Raw genomic sequence first — 17469 nt, 5'->3', positions numbered from 1 at the left:
TTGTCTCCTCATTTTTAGTCAAATATATTATAAGTAAAAATACTTTCATTCATAGTAAAGACTTATATCTTCCTTTACTACTCAGCTATCTCGAATTTAATCGTTATGTTAACGCCTGCATCCATAGTTTGGCTTGCAAGCTTTAATTCCTCTCCATTGTGAATTGTAAATGTATATGGTGCGTCTGCATTTAGGTTGATAGTCCCATTTTCATTTTTCTCTATCAGACCGCCTAAAGAGCTAATAACAACTTTATCTGAGCTTATCTTCTCAATTTTCAGCTCATAATTGCCATCAGTGTATATGATATCTTCAATGCCGGCGTTTTCGAATACTTCGGTGATTTCTTCCGGCTCATATCCTTCCATCGCACACCATTCATGATGAGTTACTGTTATTACAGTATTTTCAGAAATGCTAACTCCAGGATCTGATGGATCATCTTCACTGGCTACTTTGGGGCTACTGCAACCTGCAACAATACAGGCCATAAGAAGCATTGCCAAGATAGTAGAAATAAAGCCTGCCTTCTTTTTTGAATTCATGTAAATCCTCCGCTTCATTTAAAATGTCCTCAAAATCATAAATATAAACAAGATCACTCCGATCAAACAAAAGGTAAATAACAAAGTATTAGCTAAAGAAAATCTTTTTGTAACACAAAGAGCCGGGCGCTTCGGATCTATATATAAGTAGCACTTTTGGCCGATTTTATACTTCTTATTTTCAAAAGCTTTATTTTCATAATAATCCAAAAAATTCAATGGCTTTCTGGTAAAACACTGATTATTGTAGTTATACTGATAAACTGGGTGGTATGTATATGTATATACTTCCTTATACTTAAATTCTTTCTTTGGTTTGTATGTGTAACTGTACTTTGAATACCTCGATTCATGCGGAACAGCAACATGCGTAGTAACTTTTTTCCCTTTGATTGCCTCCAAATCTATAAGAGTCGCTTCAATTTTTTCCTTGCATGACAATGATATTGATACTTGCAAAATTATCACCAATACCACAAGTGACACAATTGCAAAAAGCAAAACAATAATTATACCTTTTTCACATATTTGCATTTCCATATAAAAATCCGTCCTTATCTTGGTCATTATATCTCTTTTACATAACTCTTCACTCTAATATCCCTCGAATCGACATTTTTACCCGACGAAATGCACTATTATCGCATATCCATGTATCTTTAAATGCAATAAAAAAGACCTGCCGCATCAACTACGACAGATCTTTCCAAAAGTCATATTTTATTTGATAAAAGAAAATGCTGCGAACTGCAGATGTCCATTACCTTTGAATGTGAAGAACAGATCGTGAACTCCGTCAGGGATCTCAATGTCTGCCAGAGTTTCCTGCCACTCATTGGCATATCCGATGGTAAATGAGCCTAATGGCTTCTCATCATCCCACTTTGTGCGGACTTCAAGTTCTCCTGTTGCATAACCCTTGGTGCATACTGACATCTTCTTTACATTCTTGCAATCAAAGTACTTGAAGCCTGCGGTTGCGCTGTTACGCATATTTGCAATATAGCCGTAATTAGCTACGCGCCATGAGCCGAAGTCAGCGATTACAGGTTCTGTGCCTCTTGGAGCTTCGATCTTGCAATCACCCGGCATCTTGTCGCCGCCTTCCTGAGTAAGTCTTGGGAAGCGGTCATCCATCCAACCTGTCCATGGAACATAGGTCAGATCTGTATCTGTAAACAGGTTACATGCGATATATGTAGGATATGTTCCCTCACTTCTAAGAGGATCAAGTCCGCAGCATGAAGTCATAGGCGCCTGCTCGAAAGTTCCGTCTTCTCTTTCAGTAAGCTTTTCAAAGCAGCCCTGTCTTGAATAGTTGGTTCCATTGGTATGACGATGATAGAAGATGTACCAGTCATCGCCTATCTGAACCATGCTTCCGTGGTTATTAGCACAGTAGAACATTGGCTTATCTGCAGGCTTGTAGCTGTCTATATTGAGGTCTCCGTTACTTACAAGTACGCCCTTATATTCAAATCCTTTAAGAGGATCATCACTTACAGCATAGCCAAGCTCATGGAAGAGCTGTGTTGAGAAGATGAAGAAATACTTGCCATCTTTTTTACGAATAGAAGGTCCTTCAAAGAATGCATGTCCGTCAAAAGATGTATCGTGGCTATAAGGCTCACCGGGAGCTACAAACACAGGTCCTTCCACGATAGTGAGCATGTCTGGTCCCAGTACTGTTCCCATTGCTCCGTGTCTTGACTTATCGCCAACTCCGCAGAATCCTGTATAGAGATAAGTTCTATCACCTTCTGTAAGGACAGCAGGATCAAACTGAGGTTCGTCACCTTCTTTTTCTCCAAGTCTTGTTCCATCCTCATAATGTACGTAGCCAAGGAATTCGTACTTACCTGCAGGCTCGTCGCATACTGCAACTGATACAAGTCCCCATGAGCTGAGAACATAGTAAAGGTAATATCTGCCATCAGGGCCTACTGTTACAGCAGGAGCATAGAGGTTGCCCTGGATATCCTTATTGGCAGGATCCTGGTCTTTGCGATAGATAACTCCTTCATAGCGCCATGCACCAAGATCATCTACAGGTGCTGAATAGCATACATAGTCCAGCATGCAATATACATCTCCATTAAACTTATCATGGGATCCGTATACATACACACGATCTCCAAATACATATGGCTCTCCATCCGGAACATACTCCCATGATGGCATATATGGATTTAACTTCTGTTCGAGATTGTTCATATAACCCTCCGCAAAAAATCGATACCTGATTCAAATATCAACAATTGTTTTAGTATATATTTGCTGGTACCAAAAAGTCTTAATGCTTATAACTTATTCCTTCTAGTGTGCTGGCTCATTCATATTTGATCAAATTACGAAGGAAATGGATTTATATACAAGGAATAAAATCGAAGGCAATGTAATCATTGGCGAGATTTTATGACGATGTAGATAAATTCATAGCCAAGTAATTTGATTAAATATGAACGAGTCAGTACACTAGTATTTTAAAAATATATTGTTTCGAATTCTTATTACTTTATGCGGAGAATATGTCATTATTTGCGGTCAATAACACTATTTCATAATAAAAATATCCTTTATGAACTTCCTGTAACTATTCCTCAAATGAATATCAATACTCTTTCCACAATATATAATTTATATCTTCAAGCCAGGTATTGCCGTTTGCTCTTACAAGATCGAGCCCTGATACGAAGACGCAGTATGCATCTACGATATCCTCCGTGTCATGCCCGGGCTCTATGCAGGTTGCGCAGGAACTAATGACATAAGGCTCGCCGCCTTCCATGCCAAGGTACATCATGATATGTCCTTCCATGTACACAGGAAGCCCTGGCGTCATTTCTGCCATGATGCTCTTTTTCTTGTTCGGAGTCATCACGCTGCACTCTATGCATCCAAGATCTGACCTTTGGGCGATCGCTGTGGCGTTTCTTGGAAGTTCAAATCCATAGCAGCTGTATACCTGACGTATAAATCCTGAACAATCATTAGATGAAAGGGATCCGCCGTAGCCGTAAACGCGCCCCAGAAACTTAAACGCCTGCCTGATAACACTCTCAGAAGTCATAGTCATAAAGCCCACATGAACATCCTTGGAAACAGGTATAAGTGTCTGTTCCATCTGTACATATCCATCTTCGCCGCGGTATGGAATATCGACTATATATGCTCCTATACTACTTCTTCCATTTATTGTCTTACCGCTAGAAGATGCCATTTTAGAATCATCATGTGATATATCATATTCAGATAAACTATCTTCTTCAGATGCACTATTCTTTATAGATCCTTTACCGGCATCATCAAGATTGCTATTAGAAAGCTTTACCCTCGTCCCCATAGGCAGTATCATCCCTGCTGAATATGTAGGAACCGCTGTTTCATCCATAACTATCTCACTGCCTGCTACAACAAGAAACTCCTCAGGCTGACATATACGTAGCCATTGGTCCTTGTCTGTACACATGGCAAGCGTTTCTTTTTTTACCCATCCAAGATAGGACCCATCAAGAACGAAATCCCACTCGCCGTCGCCACTCTCTCCCAGCACGACCACTCCTGTAAATGGCATAACTTCAGCGCTTATAAGGTCATTGAAAAAGATCTCGTCTGGGTCATCCGACACGAACTCATCACTTGGAAGCGTTTTGGCAACAGATCTTTCTATACAAATGGCATACTGCGGCACAACTGTCTCCGGTATATCCACATCTGCCTTCTCTTCTATATCACCATCCATCAACGCCCTGACAACATCCCCAGGAATACTGTCCGGAAGATCATACATGAAGAGCTTATAGTTCCTTGAATCTTCTTCGCTATAGTACTCAACATAAGATGGATTGTTATTGTTATAATCTTCGATCTCCTCTTGTGAAAAGAGCACCTCGCTTCCCCTGTCCCTAATCCAGAACTCAGGCGCAAGCATATCCACATCTGTTCCATCTATTGTCTGAACCAGGTCGCTATTATAGGTCTCACTTTCAAGGACAGTCTCTTTTTCAGAAACATTACTGTTTGCACTGTATACCTGAAATCCTGTAGCACCAAGAACAAGAGCAGCAATAGCACTATAGGCAGCAATATAAGTCTTTTTCCTCATCTTAAGTTCTCCTCCGCATCCTGATGCAATATCCGCATATCATAAAAAATGGAATTCCCGAATAACACCACAAAGAAGTTGAAAACGGCACAGGCTCAGCCATTCCCATCAAAAGTATCGCCGCTGCACCAATGCACAGATACTTCACAGACATGTTTTCTTTTTGGAAAAAGAGAGTTTTTACGCCAACCACGCACCAGTCAATTACAAGTATCATCCAGGTAATAAAACCCAAAAGCCCATGCTTTCTAAAAAGTTCCAAATAAGTATTGTGAGAATGAGGGGCTTTGATATCATGACGCCCTTCATAAATATTGATGATATTTTCCCTGCTAAGAGGTGAGATTCCAAGTAAAAAGCGCCTTAGCGTCTTTGTACACTGTCTGATACATGAAGCCCAGATAAGCGTCCTGTCAGACAGGGTTCCATCATCTTCTCCTATCTTCCTGACCACAAGATCTGAAATTGCAGGAATAGCCCAGTTTCTCCCCATGATCATGGCAATTCCTGTCATGACTATTCTATAAATATACGTTGGCAAAAGAAATGATCTAAGAACTATAACAAATACAGCTATTGAAAATATAAAGACAGCTACTGTTTTGACCACTTTTAGGCCTGTATTGATCAGATCCAGTTTTCTATACAAGGCTATAAGAGTGAAAATACATGCCACGAAGGAAACACCGATAGCCGCTGTTCTGCAGCCTGTAAGTCCAAGACAAAACCATCCTAATAGCAAGCCTATGACAAAGAACCATTTATATTTTTTACCAAAACTAAGAACACCAAACACTGCCACTATGATAAGTGATGCACTGGCGATCCCCATGCTGTTAGCATTGTTAAGGCCGCATAATCTCCCGTTCTTGATGCAGCCCTTAGCCATATCTACCCATGGATCTTCAGACAGCAAAAAGCGACTTGCATGGGCAAGGACATACAAGCACATCAAACTCATACCAGCCGTATATATTCCGGAAAAATAGGTGAAAACTTTTATTGGATCAGGCACGATCTGAATGATGAAATACATTCCAAGAAATATCATAAAGGTGCAAAAAAAGCGTGATGTAAAAAAATCAGCAGAAAGTCCCAGACTAAATATGGTCGAGATCCAGGACAAGACAAAAAACAAGGTAATAAGACAAGTATCAAAATACTGATACAACCGGCCATAGACGATGCCAACGATCATCAATAAAGCCCCTATCGGAGCCATATATAAATAAGGCCTTAAATCTCTTGTGCCCCAGATACCTTCGAAAGAATAGATAAGAACTATAACACCGATAAGCGCAACTACTACGCGCTGTAGTAACTCCCCTTTTCTTATAGCGGTTATCATAATAGAAATCCTTCCCCAACTAAATTGCATCCAAATTCCATTTAACCATAAAATAAGCCGATATGGAAGATGTTTGCTCCATATCGGCTTTAAGCATTCTTATTATGCATTTGTGGATTATAGTTCCAAGAATGCAGTTGTTACGCATTTCCTTGATCACCTTCATGTGATCAAATTCAGTGATTCAATCATTAGTACGGATAAGACTTGATGAGTACAAGCTTACCGCCATCTATAGCATAGCTTTCAGGGAAGCTGAAGTTAGTTCCTCCGATACTGAGGGCTCCGCATGTGCTTATGAATCCGTTTGAATCAACATAAGCATTGAGAAGTGTACCGATGAACTTAGGCTTTCCACTGTGGAAATCAATGATATAGCTGTATCTGTTATAGTCTGACTCAATGGCTGATAACATTACTACGCTTGTTCCGTCGCCATAAACGCTACTGGATATTCCATATACGATGCTCATATCGTAATCTGCTGGTACTTCCACATATGTAGCTCCGCCGCTTTCTGTCACATACCACAAATGAGCATTTTTAAAGCTTTCACTATTTGCAAGGTATTCTGTAGGATTATTGCCCTGTGGGATATTGACTGTAAGAGCGATACCTTCTTTGTCACCGTCATTATCAAAGTCAACAATATACATACCGTAGAGATAATCAGATGATTTCTCTGCTACACTCTTCTTGAACATGTTATAAAGTTCACCTTCACTTACAGCAAAGTTCTTATTGAGTGTATTCTGGGGCTGTGCAGCTACTCCAAGGTCTTCATATGATGAGAAAGTCTTAAGATCGACATCATAAGTTCCGTCAGGCTTTGTAACTTTTCCCATTCCTGTCTTAATTGAAACTTCAAAATCAACATTCACAGAGGTTGGATTAGCCGGTGTTCCATAAATAGTCGTATCATTGACTACTGCATGGATCTTGATAGTATCGCCAACCGGTGAATCGTAATTCTCAATAGTTACCTGTGAAGCATATTCTGTAACAAATACGTGGCAATATGTTGAAACTGCATGCTTAAAGCCTTCTTCTGACATGAGAACCTTTGTTCCATAATCAGGATCGGAATTGCTATAATCCGGAAGTGTGTAATCTGCCGGATCAAATGTAGTTGTATTCACAGATGGAGAAACATCTTCTGTTGTTGATGCTTCTATACTCTCATCAAGAATCGCAATTGCCTGTGGGCCTGAGCCGGTTTCTTTCAAGCCTCGAAGGTCAGTCGCAGACTCTCCGGGTTCTGTTTCCTGTATCATTGCTTCAGTTGCGCTTTGGGATGACTGGATTGATCCCCCCTGGCTGCTATTCATTGAGCCATCGTCTATTTCAGTAGAACATCCGCCCAGTAGCAGAGCTGCTGCCAGTACAGATACTGTCAATAATCTTTTTTTCATCATACTTTTTTCATTAACTCCTTATAGATAACAACTAGATATTTTAACATGAAGGCTGAGAATAATAACTCGAAATAATTACCGAATTTACTACAATAAATTGAATTTTTTTGTAGTAATCTTCTATCACCTCATGCGAATTCTTTCCTATTTGTTGCCATCTTTCACCAAATCAATTGTTTTCGCATTTTAGAGCGATAAAATTAGATTTATTGGGGAGGTAATCCATATATGAAACTACTTTCAGTCAGAAAATCTTTATCGGCAATTCTGCTGGGACTGACTCTTGTGTCAGGTTCGCTTGCAGGTTGCGCACAAAATGCAAAAAACAGTGAGGTATCAAACATGAACAAATCATCAAACGAAGGCATTTCAGAAGTTGCACAGGCTCCTTCAGCACAGGACAGCGTCGCTACAGAAGGGGGAATTGAAGAAGCAATAGATCTTGAAACTTCAAGCGTGGATGATTCCGCAGGAGAAGCTTCAGAAGAAGACTACGCAGACCGCGTTCCTACTGCAGAAATCGGAGACGTTGTACTTCCAAAGTACACTAACCTCAACACTAAGGAAGCCGGAACAATCGAGCGTATCACCTACACAGCCCACGACTATTTTGGTGATGGTGAGCCTGTGGAAAAAGAAGCTAATGTCTATCTTCCATACGGATACGACGAGTCAAAACAGTACAATGTGCTTTATCTCATGCACGGTATCGGCGGTGATGAAGATGAATGGGGAATGACAGGATCTACTTCACGTGTAAAGATCATCATGGACAATCTTGCATACTATGGTGATATAGATTCATTCATAGTTGTTACTCCAAACGGAAGAGCAACTGCTAATCACTCTAAAGACGGTTCTGACTATAACTCTTTCTATAGTTTCGGATCTGAGCTTAGGAACGATCTTATCCCATATATAGAATCACACTACAGCACTTACGCTGAATATGATGAGAACGGATATGACATGTCTGCTTCCAGGGAGCACCGCGCAATGGCTGGTCTTTCAATGGGTGGTATGCAGACTATCAATATCGGTATCGGAGAATGTATAGATCTGTTCGGATATTTTGGAGCTTTCTCAGCTGCACCTACAAGTAATACAGCTTCAGTTACAGCAAATCTCCTTAAGGACAACACATATCCTATTTACTATTTCTATAATATCTGTGGACTTCAGGATACAATAGCTCATTCTGCACACTCTTCTGCAGTCAAGGCACTGCCTGCACTTTGCGATCAGTTCGTTGAAGGCGAGAACTTCATGTGGCAGGAAGTAAAGGGCAACCACGACTTCGGCGTATGGTATCTGGGATTCTATAACTTTGCACAGATAGTGTTTAAGTAAAGGTATCGGGCATTCCTGAGGCTGGTATTAAAAAAATGATTTTCTTGTCATGATAGTTTTATAAAATTCAAGGCATGATATCTGGAATAATATATTCTGGGATTCATAAACTACAGGACGTAGTTACGACATGTTTAGAAGTTCATGGATGAACTTCTATGTCGGGAACTCGCTACGCTCAGACAGATGAATCCCAAGCAGAATATATTATTCCATCTATCAGGCTCTTGAATTTAATAAAACTCTCAAAGACAAGAAAATCATTTTTTTAATGCCAGTCTCAGGAATGTTCAAAGTTTCGGTAAGGTTCTATATTTGAAAGGCATCTAATGATTTATAGATGTATATCTCTTATGACATTTCCATCGAAATCAAGAATTGAGAATATATCGCCATCAAGGATTGCATAGCTATTGGGATTGCCGCCCTTAGGAATGGCTACAGATCCTGGATTTAGATGGTAGTAATATTCTTTAGAATCAGCGGTTTCGTTATTATGGTCGTCTTCTCCAAGCGGTAGCTTCTCGCATACTGGGAGGTGGGTGTGGCCATGAAGGAGTATATCGCCGGACATGATTGGCGGGAGGGTTTCTTCGTTATAGAGGTGACCGTGGGTTGCGAAGATTGTGTGGTTGTTAAGTGCCAAAATTGCATAGTCAGCAAGTACTGGGAATTCAAGAACCATCTGGTCGACTTCTGCTTCACAATTGCCGCGGACAGCCCACACGCGGTCTTTGATCGAATTCATAAGTTCTATTACTTTCTTTGGTTCATAATCTCTTGGAAGGTCATTTCTTGGTCCGTGGTAGAGGATATCTCCAAGGCATATCATGCGCTTTGCGCCTGATGCTTCAAATCTGTCCATCATCTTATCAGCCCAGTAATATGAGCCATGTATATCACTTGCAACAAAATATCTCATAAAAACCTCCTAAAAATTTTTATTTAAAAAAATCAACCCAGAAACTTTAGAATTCATGCGGGTTTCTCGGATTCTCAAATTCTTTTGTCAAAAATAATCTTTTTTATGATAGATGTGATGATTACTCTTTTGTTATTATACCTCATTTTCCACGATTTTTCCGACTAAAAGTCGTCTTTTGTCTCTCACCAACCTCTTCTGAACTTGGGTTCATATCCGTCATCTCTACCATCTCCATTGCATGAGATGACATTGAATCCATTTTTCTTTGCCCAGGCTTTCACATCATATTCCAGTTCAAAATCTTCAACCACCGGTTGGTAATAATCATCGCAGGTGCAATACTCTTCAAATTCATGGTCGAGGTACTTACATAGTTCCTTTTCATAAAACTTATAAATCGCATCTGTCGTAACAAATGGATTCTTTTTTAGCATACTCTTCAGACCATCTGTTTTCCCGGCTTCCTTAGTCGGCTTCAATACCATGTCCGCATCATAGTAGCAGTCCACTGTACCATTCCCTGCATCCCAGACAGAGCATCCTTCCCATCTGAAAGTATGCTCCTGTTTCAGGAACTCCGATAGCCCTTCACTGTCTTTTGCTTTCCACTCTGTCTTGTTTTCTTCCGAATAAAGTACACAGAAGATCTTTGACAGCAGATCCGACATCTTCTTGTTGAAACAGCATTTCTTCTGTATAGCCTTTGACAGTTCCTCAGGCTCACAGCCTTTCTCTGCATCGCTCACAAGCCCGCTCACCAGAAAACAAAGCATCGCAGCAGTAACCGCGTTGTCTGCTTCCATATATCTGTTCAGTTCTTTATAAGCATCATAAGGTTTCTCCAAAAGATACTCGGGTCCGTTTTTATCTATAAGTTTCTTCAAAAGCATGACAATTATCTCTGTCTGATCAGTCATCATTCTGCCTCTTCCTGGCCGGAGCCAAGAAACTCCAGTACTTCCTCATATGTCTTATCGCTCTTTAGGATTGCCTTTACAAGTTCATCCCTTCTGAGCGCATCCCGTTTGTCCAACAGATCACTAAGTCTTGCAAGAGCAGCATCATACTGTTTCTTCGTTCTGCTCACCTGTTCCTGTGCCTTCTCTATCTTAGTTTCAAGTGCATCCATCGATGTCATTCTAGCCATATCATCACCCTCCATCAATCTGCCATCTCAAGCATCTTGCTTATTTCCTGCGCCCTGTATTTTACATTTGCATCAGTAAGTCCAAATGCCTTGAGTATTGTCTTTTGCTTCGCTGTTATTGCATGGTCAAATCTGTATACCCCATCAAGCTGACGGGACATTTCGATTTTATCCAGCTCTCTTATTGCAGCAGGAACTGTCATGTAATTAGGCTTGGTAGCCATTTCCTTCATCTCATCCTTGAGATAGTTGTACATACGGTTTCTTATTATCAGCGCAACAAACTCGATGAAGATCTTAGATGTGGCTGATTCATCAGAACCAATCCTTAAGCAGTGATTGCCAAGGAAAGTCTTGTCTGATAAAAACAGTTTCTCGGATGCATCCCTCCCTTTATAGATTTCCAGCGCTTCCTTTGCTGTCATCTTTTCTGATGTGACAATAACAAAATATCCGCAAAGCTTAAGTTCCAGCTCTATAACAGGCATCTTTTCTTCAAAAAACACAAACTTCCTTGCTGAACTATCTGCTGTGTCCTTATCTTTCTTTCCAGTCTTCTTTGCATTCTCGTCATAGTGCAGTTCAAAGTATGTTTCCATTCCAGGTCCAAAATCCCTGAACTGATTTATATGACTGTTAAGAAAAGCCGTAAGCTGATTTATCTTCTTCTCTACGCCGGTACGTTCATCTGCTTCCAACGATGAACTGTGATACAGATGTATGTATCTTGGCTTTTTATCTGTCCCAAATAGTTTCTTCTCAATGGTCTTCCCATAGACCTGATAAGCAGGTATATTACACGATCTGCTCGTTTCAAATGATCCCTTATTCTCTAGCACCCATTTCTGTACAAGATCAGCCTTGCCTTTAAGCATCATGACAAAACTGTATCCGCTATCTTCAAGCTGATAGATGTTATCCTTACTAAAATATCCTCTGTCTAGAACAAATCCTATCTTCTTATATCCATAGCCCTTAGCCTTTTCCACAGTGCACTGGAACTGTGACATATCATTGATACTGCCGGGGTATATTTCGTAAAAAAGTGGCTCCCGGTTCTTTGTATCATAGGCAATTGCGTAGTTAAAAATATCCGTCTCTACATTTTCCTTTGAATGACCGACTTCTACTATCCTGAGGTCTCCAGCTTCACATATCTTAGATGTTGAATCGTATGAAAAATATATCCTCTCCCGGTGATTCCTTTCCGCATTCCAGTCGTTCTGGAACATGACACTGGTATCTGCATCCATAGTATTGAGGAACTCGCTGACTTTTGAATCACTATATATCCTCATACCTTCAGAAAAGAGAGGATGACTATAGGCATACGCAGGATAATGCTGGGCACGGTTATCTTCCTCAATAATTGAGTATGCCACAAGATCAAGAAACAGCCCCACATCCTTCCACGGAAGATATCTCCCTAGGATCTCAGCGAGCTTATATTCATTAACTATCTTCCTGATAACAACCCATGTACCGATCCGTAGCCCACAACTCCTTGATGATCTGTCCCTTTCTTCTGGGAGCTCAATGTCAGGGAAAAACTTGATGAAGTTTTCATTTGGCTGCATTATACGCTTATCTTCATCAGCAAGCTTTCCTATCGTTTTTCGCTTTACATCTGTATACTGCTTCTCAGTGCTATAGACTCTGTCATACTCAAACTCGACATATGTTGTGTTGCCTTTCGTCCTGAAAGTTATCTTTCCCTTTACCTCAGGCACCTTCACATAAGCATCCAGATACATGTGTTTTCCTCCTGTAGTTTTAGTCGGAATTCCTACTAAATATATTCTACCACAGGAAGCTATTTTCGGCAACAAAAGTCAGGCTCAAACGCGCATTTTTACTGAGTTTTTTCGATTTTCAAAGTGCCTTTTTTGAGGCGGAATCCCTTTTAGTCGGAAATCCTATGGAAATTCAGGTTATAGCGGACGTGCTTTGCATTTACCAATGTAAATGCTTACGCAAAATATGAATTTATCCTATGGCGCTAGGAGCCATGTGATTTTTCGGTCTCCAAAGATCATGGATAAATTAGGAAATGCAGGTAATTTATGAAAAGGTTTTCACAAAGTAAAAGACTTCAGAGTTTTATTCTTGCAGCAATGCTTAGCATGACACTTCTTGGTGGAAGCGTTGTAACAAGTATGGCTCATGAAGGCACAGATAGCATCACAAGTGATGTAAATGAAACATCAGATGAAAACACTGGATCATCTGAAAACTCACCTAATAACTCTACTACAGATGTAACTTCTACTGAAAATGACGATGCATCATCTGAAAATACTGTATCTAACTCTTCTTCTAACGAGAGCACTGTTTCAAATGATGCAGATGAAGTAAATTCAGATGAATCTGATAGTGAGAAGTCAGGTGAAAATAATTCTTCTACTGGCTCTACTGAAAGCGAAGATCAGACATCTGATGACAAAAAAGATAAGGCTTCATCAAACGAAGAATCTAACATCAGCACTTCATCAAGTGTTGATGTATCAAAGGCTGGCGAAGCTTCCTGGGATTTTACAAGCACAGGAATAAACGCTGCAATTGAGTACTCTGCAACTGCTAAGACTCTTTTCTATAATAATCTTTACATTGATGCCAGCGCCAATGGTGCTAAGTACAATGGAACAACTTCCAACGGCGCTAACGGCTGGGGACAGTTCAATGCGGGTACTGTTATTTATTTTGCAGTTCCTGCAAAATCAGTTGTCACTATTCTTTCATATTATTCTAATGAAAGCGAAATGACCTTAACTAATGGCGAAGAAGTATTAAAGCCTGAGATCACAGGTGATAAAAACCCTTTCACCTTCACATATGAATATAGTGGTGACGAGGCTGTAATCCTTAAACTTACTATCAATGAAGACAGCAGATATTTAAGAAGTCTTACAGTATCCAAAAAGGCTGAAGAAGTTGAAGAGCCTACAAATAACGGATACCTTGGCTATTTCTCTTTTCCTGTAGAGCACAAGTCATGGGACTTCACTGATTATGATAAGGCTAACCACACAAGTTATCAGAAAAATGCCGGAACATATGACGATCTCTACATCGACGCTACAGCAGGTAAGTTCAACCCTAGAGAAAACGGCGGCAAGGACGATGCTCAGGTAAACGACAAAACTCTTATCGTAGTTCCTTTCAACAGAGCAGGAACTCTTACAGTAAGCTATGTAGGCGACGGATCTTCTTTCCTTGCAGATGGAGAAACTACTCTCTCATCAGGTGACACTTACGAATACACAGGCTCAGGATATGGCTACGTAACTCTTCTTGCAAAGGGTCAGTTATATCTCTACAGCATTGAAATAACATATCCTGCATCAGCACTTGATGACAGAGGCAATGGCGAGATCCATGTATGGGATTTCGGTGGCAAGGCATCAGGCATAGAGGATTCTACTAATGAGATCACTATGAGCGATATCACCAGCATCAATTCTATCGGTGACTATACAGACAGCAATGGTAATGTTAAGGCATCAAGCGTAACATCAAACACATCTGTATCTTTTGGCGACCTTACTCTTCATATGGGCAAAGGCGACAGATTCTATACAGCAGAAAGTGTTGCAGGCAAGACATATCAGGCTACTTCCAAGAAAGGTATCTACACTTTCGAGGATGGCTACACATCAGCAGGTTATTACTATGGTAATGGTAAGACTTCTATGAAAAAAGGAGCTCCTACCGCAAGATATATCACTATTTCAAACGTTGAAGAAGGCGATACTTTCACACTCTATATGGGCGTAAAGTTCTCATCTTCTGCTACAAATACTCAGGAGACAGCTCACTTCAAGTCAGAAAACGGAAAGCAGGATGAGAGCTTCACTCTTACTTCAGGAGCTCCTGGCGTATATACATTCACTGCAACAGAGAATGGTACATACACTATTTATACAGAAAATACAAATGGCGGTAAGCCTGACTTCTACAGAATCGTTAAGGGCAAGGGAAGTGCAAATGTTCTTAAGGGAACAATAAGCTTTGACAACTGCGACGCTCTTAAAGACGGCTATAAGCTTCTTTTCACATGTACAGATGATGAAAATGTATCAGATGTATATGCTGATATCGATTACGAAACAAACCGCTATGCAGTATATGTTAAGGCTGGTCATTCTTACAAAGTAACTATTACAGGACCTGTCGGCTATACTGTAAGCGATGCTACTAAAAACGTTACAGCCGGTGAGACATCTCATGACATCACTATCTGCAAGGCAGCAACTGTGTCTGTAGCAGGTAAGGTATCAGGAATCAAAGAAGGCTATATCAAAGAGCACAAGTCCCAGATCACATTCACTGATTCTGAGGGAAATAAAGCTTCTGCAAAGCTTTCAGATGACGGTTCTTATGAAGGCATCAACATTGAAGCAGGCGTAACATATACAGTATCTCTTACAGACTGCCCTGATTACGAGATTGCATCAGGCAATGAGATATCTGTTTCTGAAGAGACAGAAGATGCTGATTTTGAAGCTCAGCTCATAAACACTTATAAGGTATCAGGCGGATTCATTGGTCTTCCTAAAGATGCAGACCTTGGAACACTTACTTTTGTAAATACAAAGGACAAGTCTGAATACGAAGCAACTATTCTCGAAGATAATGCAGGCTATGAAGCATCTCTTCGTGACGGAACTTATAAGGTTAAAGTATCTAACAAAAATTACGCTACTGCTACTACAGTTACTGTTGACAAAAAAGATACAGAAAAAGATCTCTTTTTTGCCAAGGAGAAATCTGACATAGTAGTTGGCGATGCCAAAGATGTATACGTTGGATATACAGATGGCAGAGACTATAATTTCGAGACAGTTCAGGATGCTATCGACGCTATCACTGACACAAGAACAAATGACAGCGACAGAGTTACAGTTCATATCAACGGAGGCACTTACAGAGAGCAGGTTGTTATCAACACTCCTAATGTAACTCTTAAAGCTGACGGCGATGTTAAACTCACATGGTACTACGGAATCGGTTATACATACTATAGTGCAAAGAACGGCTACTATGATGAAGAAGCTGCTTACAACAAGACTTCAAAGGGTACTGTTAGCAAGTGGGGCGCTTCAACTTACATAAAGAAGAACGCAACAGGCTTCAAGGCTGACGGAATCACTTTTGAAAACTCCTTCAATCTCTATGTTACTGACGAAGAGATCAAGGACGGCGTAACACTTAACACTTCCGCATACTCTGATTCAAAGGTTAATTTTGAAAGAACAAAAGGCGCTGATGTTACAAGTGTTGCTGCTACAGAGCGAGCTACAGCTCTTGCGATTGAAGCTGCTGATGCAGAATTCAACAATGTTACAGTACTTGGTAGCCAGGATACTCTTTATACAGGCCCAGGTACTCGCGGATACTTTACTAATAGTAAGATTTCAGGTAATACAGACTTTATCTTCGGATATGGTGACTGGTTATTTGAAAACAGCGAACTTCAGTTTGCAGGCTACAGCGATGGTGCCAAGAAGCACTCTTACATCACAGCAGCTAGAGGCGAAGGCGCTACATACGGATACCTTTTCGATAACAGCACAATTACTGGCCCTGATGAGGGTAAGACAATCGGCACAAGCTACCTTGGAAGACCATGGGATGAGCAGGCAAAGGTAACATTTAAGAACACTACTATTAAAGACTCTAATAATATAAAAGATGGCTTAATAAAGAATGCTGGCTGGTATAGTATGAGTGGCAGAGCGCCATATACTGTAACTTATAGAGAGTACAATACTATAGTTGAAAATAAGGACGGAAGCACGGTTGTAACTCAAGAGATGAGACTGGCAACAGATGGTGTAAATAAAAACAGCACTGTTTATGAATCAGAGGACGAACTTAACGAACTGGGACTTAGCCGTGACGGATACGCTAAACTCCTGGGATGGGAGCCAACTCTGATGAATGCGACTGAAGAAGAGCCAACTGTAAAATATCCTACTAAGGATCCTGCAGAAGATCCTACTGTTGAAGATCCTGCTGAGGAACCTACAGATAATCCTGCTGTTGAGAATCCTACTGAAGAAGATCCTACAGATGATTCTTCAAATGCTAACACTGGTTCATCTACTTCAAACGAAGGCTCTACTGAGGCTACTAATGGCTCAACTAATGAAAGCTCCGCTGAAGCTACCAATGGCTCTACAAGTGAGAGCACTGCTGAAGCTACTAATGATTCTACAAACACTTCAAATGAAAGCTCAACAGCAGTAGCTAATACAGACAACAATTCAGCTTCACAGAATGCTGCTAATACAGGAAGTGCTTCAAGCTCTCAGAATGATGTTACTAACACGACATCAACTGCTTCAGCTACTGAATCTGATAATGAGAGCGCCGTACTTGGTGCTTCAAGAGATCAGGAAACAGCTACTGTAAACAATAAAGAAGCTGTTTCTGACAGCAACACAAATGTTTCTGGAACAAGACTTGCATCAACAGGTGATGACACATCTATTCCAGCTCGACTTGCTATTATAATGCTTGCATGCTTCATGGTAGTCTTCATCATTGAAAGACAGGAACGCGAAGAAAAGCACGCATAATTTATAACCAAATCAAAACCAAGAAATTATGAAAAAGAGGTCTCTGGCATGGC

General features: G+C 40.5%; 12 protein-coding genes. 2 read left to right on the top strand and 10 right to left on the bottom strand.

Going from position 1 to position 17469, the window contains the following annotated elements:
* Positions 1-77: 77 nt before the first annotated feature.
* The 6 genes from WAA20_RS05210 to WAA20_RS05185 form a co-directional block, all read right to left on the bottom strand.
* Positions 78-545: a hypothetical protein gene (locus tag WAA20_RS05210; RefSeq protein WP_073389959.1), complete on the bottom strand. Its 468-nt coding sequence runs from the start codon at positions 543-545 to the stop codon at positions 78-80.
* An 18-nt stretch (positions 546-563) separates the two neighbouring features.
* On the bottom strand, positions 564-1112 hold the full coding sequence (locus WAA20_RS05205; protein WP_073389960.1) for a DUF3592 domain-containing protein: 549 nt from the start codon (positions 1110-1112) through the stop codon (positions 564-566).
* Between the two features lie 153 nt (positions 1113-1265).
* Positions 1266-2759: a family 43 glycosylhydrolase gene (locus WAA20_RS05200; protein WP_073389961.1), complete on the bottom strand. Its 1494-nt coding sequence runs from the start codon at positions 2757-2759 to the stop codon at positions 1266-1268.
* 397 nt (positions 2760-3156) lie between these two features.
* The gene (locus WAA20_RS05195; protein ID WP_073389963.1) at positions 3157-4650 is read right to left on the bottom strand and encodes an NlpC/P60 family protein; all 1494 of its coding nucleotides are present in this window, start codon (positions 4648-4650) and stop codon (positions 3157-3159) included.
* Position 4651: 1 nt separating this feature from the next.
* Positions 4652-5998 (bottom strand): O-antigen ligase family protein, encoded by a 1347-nt coding sequence (locus WAA20_RS05190; protein WP_073389964.1) that lies wholly within the window; start codon positions 5996-5998, stop codon positions 4652-4654.
* Between the two features lie 191 nt (positions 5999-6189).
* On the bottom strand, positions 6190-7413 hold the full coding sequence (locus WAA20_RS05185) for a hypothetical protein (protein WP_073389966.1): 1224 nt from the start codon (positions 7411-7413) through the stop codon (positions 6190-6192).
* A gap of 228 nt (positions 7414-7641) precedes the next feature.
* Here WAA20_RS05185 and WAA20_RS05180 point away from each other — a divergent pair, with 228 nt between their 5' ends.
* A complete protein-coding gene (locus tag WAA20_RS05180) occupies positions 7642-8763 on the top strand; it encodes an alpha/beta hydrolase-fold protein (RefSeq protein ID WP_073389967.1) in 1122 nt (373 codons plus the stop codon).
* Between the two features lie 334 nt (positions 8764-9097).
* Here the strand turns inward: WAA20_RS05180 and yfcE are convergent, their stop codons facing one another.
* From yfcE to WAA20_RS05160, 4 genes are all read right to left on the bottom strand, one after another.
* Positions 9098-9685 (bottom strand): phosphodiesterase, encoded by a 588-nt coding sequence (yfcE, locus tag WAA20_RS05175; RefSeq protein ID WP_073389969.1) that lies wholly within the window; start codon positions 9683-9685, stop codon positions 9098-9100.
* 185 nt (positions 9686-9870) lie between these two features.
* Positions 9871-10605, bottom strand: coding sequence for a hypothetical protein (locus tag WAA20_RS05170; protein WP_073390582.1), 735 nt, complete (start codon positions 10603-10605; stop codon positions 9871-9873).
* Entirely contained in the window at positions 10605-10835 is a 231-nt protein-coding gene (locus WAA20_RS05165) for a hypothetical protein (RefSeq protein WP_027206638.1), read from the bottom strand. Before WAA20_RS05165 ends, WAA20_RS05170 begins: the two co-directional genes overlap by 1 nt.
* Positions 10836-10849: 14 nt before the next feature.
* Entirely contained in the window at positions 10850-12589 is a 1740-nt protein-coding gene (locus WAA20_RS05160; RefSeq protein ID WP_073390584.1) for a transposase, read from the bottom strand.
* 309 nt (positions 12590-12898) lie between these two features.
* On the opposite strand from WAA20_RS05160, the gene WAA20_RS05155 reads away from it, so the two are divergent.
* Complete coding sequence (locus tag WAA20_RS05155) at positions 12899-17416, top strand: pectinesterase family protein (protein ID WP_073390510.1); 4518 nt, start codon at positions 12899-12901, stop codon at positions 17414-17416.
* Positions 17417-17469: the final 53 nt, after the last annotated feature.

This window comes from Butyrivibrio fibrisolvens, from assembly GCF_037113525.1.
GTDB classification, from domain to species: domain Bacteria; phylum Bacillota; class Clostridia; order Lachnospirales; family Lachnospiraceae; genus Butyrivibrio; species Butyrivibrio fibrisolvens.
The sequence above is the reverse complement of the archived record's forward strand: the minus strand, read 5'-3'. Positions and strand labels throughout refer to the sequence as shown.

Coding starts and splice junctions, on each gene's coding strand:
- WAA20_RS05210 (WP_073389959.1), bottom strand. CDS start 545: ATGAATTCAAAAAAGAAGGCAGGCTTTATTTCTACTATCTTGGCAATG.
- WAA20_RS05205 (WP_073389960.1), bottom strand. CDS start 1,112: ATGACCAAGATAAGGACGGATTTTTATATGGAAATGCAAATATGTGAA.
- WAA20_RS05200 (WP_073389961.1), bottom strand. CDS start 2,759: ATGAACAATCTCGAACAGAAGTTAAATCCATATATGCCATCATGGGAG.
- WAA20_RS05195 (WP_073389963.1), bottom strand. CDS start 4,650: ATGAGGAAAAAGACTTATATTGCTGCCTATAGTGCTATTGCTGCTCTT.
- WAA20_RS05190 (WP_073389964.1), bottom strand. CDS start 5,998: ATGATAACCGCTATAAGAAAAGGGGAGTTACTACAGCGCGTAGTAGTT.
- WAA20_RS05185 (WP_073389966.1), bottom strand. CDS start 7,413: ATGATGAAAAAAAGATTATTGACAGTATCTGTACTGGCAGCAGCTCTG.
- WAA20_RS05180 (WP_073389967.1), top strand. CDS start 7,642: ATGAAACTACTTTCAGTCAGAAAATCTTTATCGGCAATTCTGCTGGGA.
- yfcE (WP_073389969.1), bottom strand. CDS start 9,685: ATGAGATATTTTGTTGCAAGTGATATACATGGCTCATATTACTGGGCT.
- WAA20_RS05170 (WP_073390582.1), bottom strand. CDS start 10,605: ATGACTGATCAGACAGAGATAATTGTCATGCTTTTGAAGAAACTTATA.
- WAA20_RS05165 (WP_027206638.1), bottom strand. CDS start 10,835: ATGGCTAGAATGACATCGATGGATGCACTTGAAACTAAGATAGAGAAG.
- WAA20_RS05160 (WP_073390584.1), bottom strand. CDS start 12,589: ATGTATCTGGATGCTTATGTGAAGGTGCCTGAGGTAAAGGGAAAGATA.
- WAA20_RS05155 (WP_073390510.1), top strand. CDS start 12,899: ATGAAAAGGTTTTCACAAAGTAAAAGACTTCAGAGTTTTATTCTTGCA.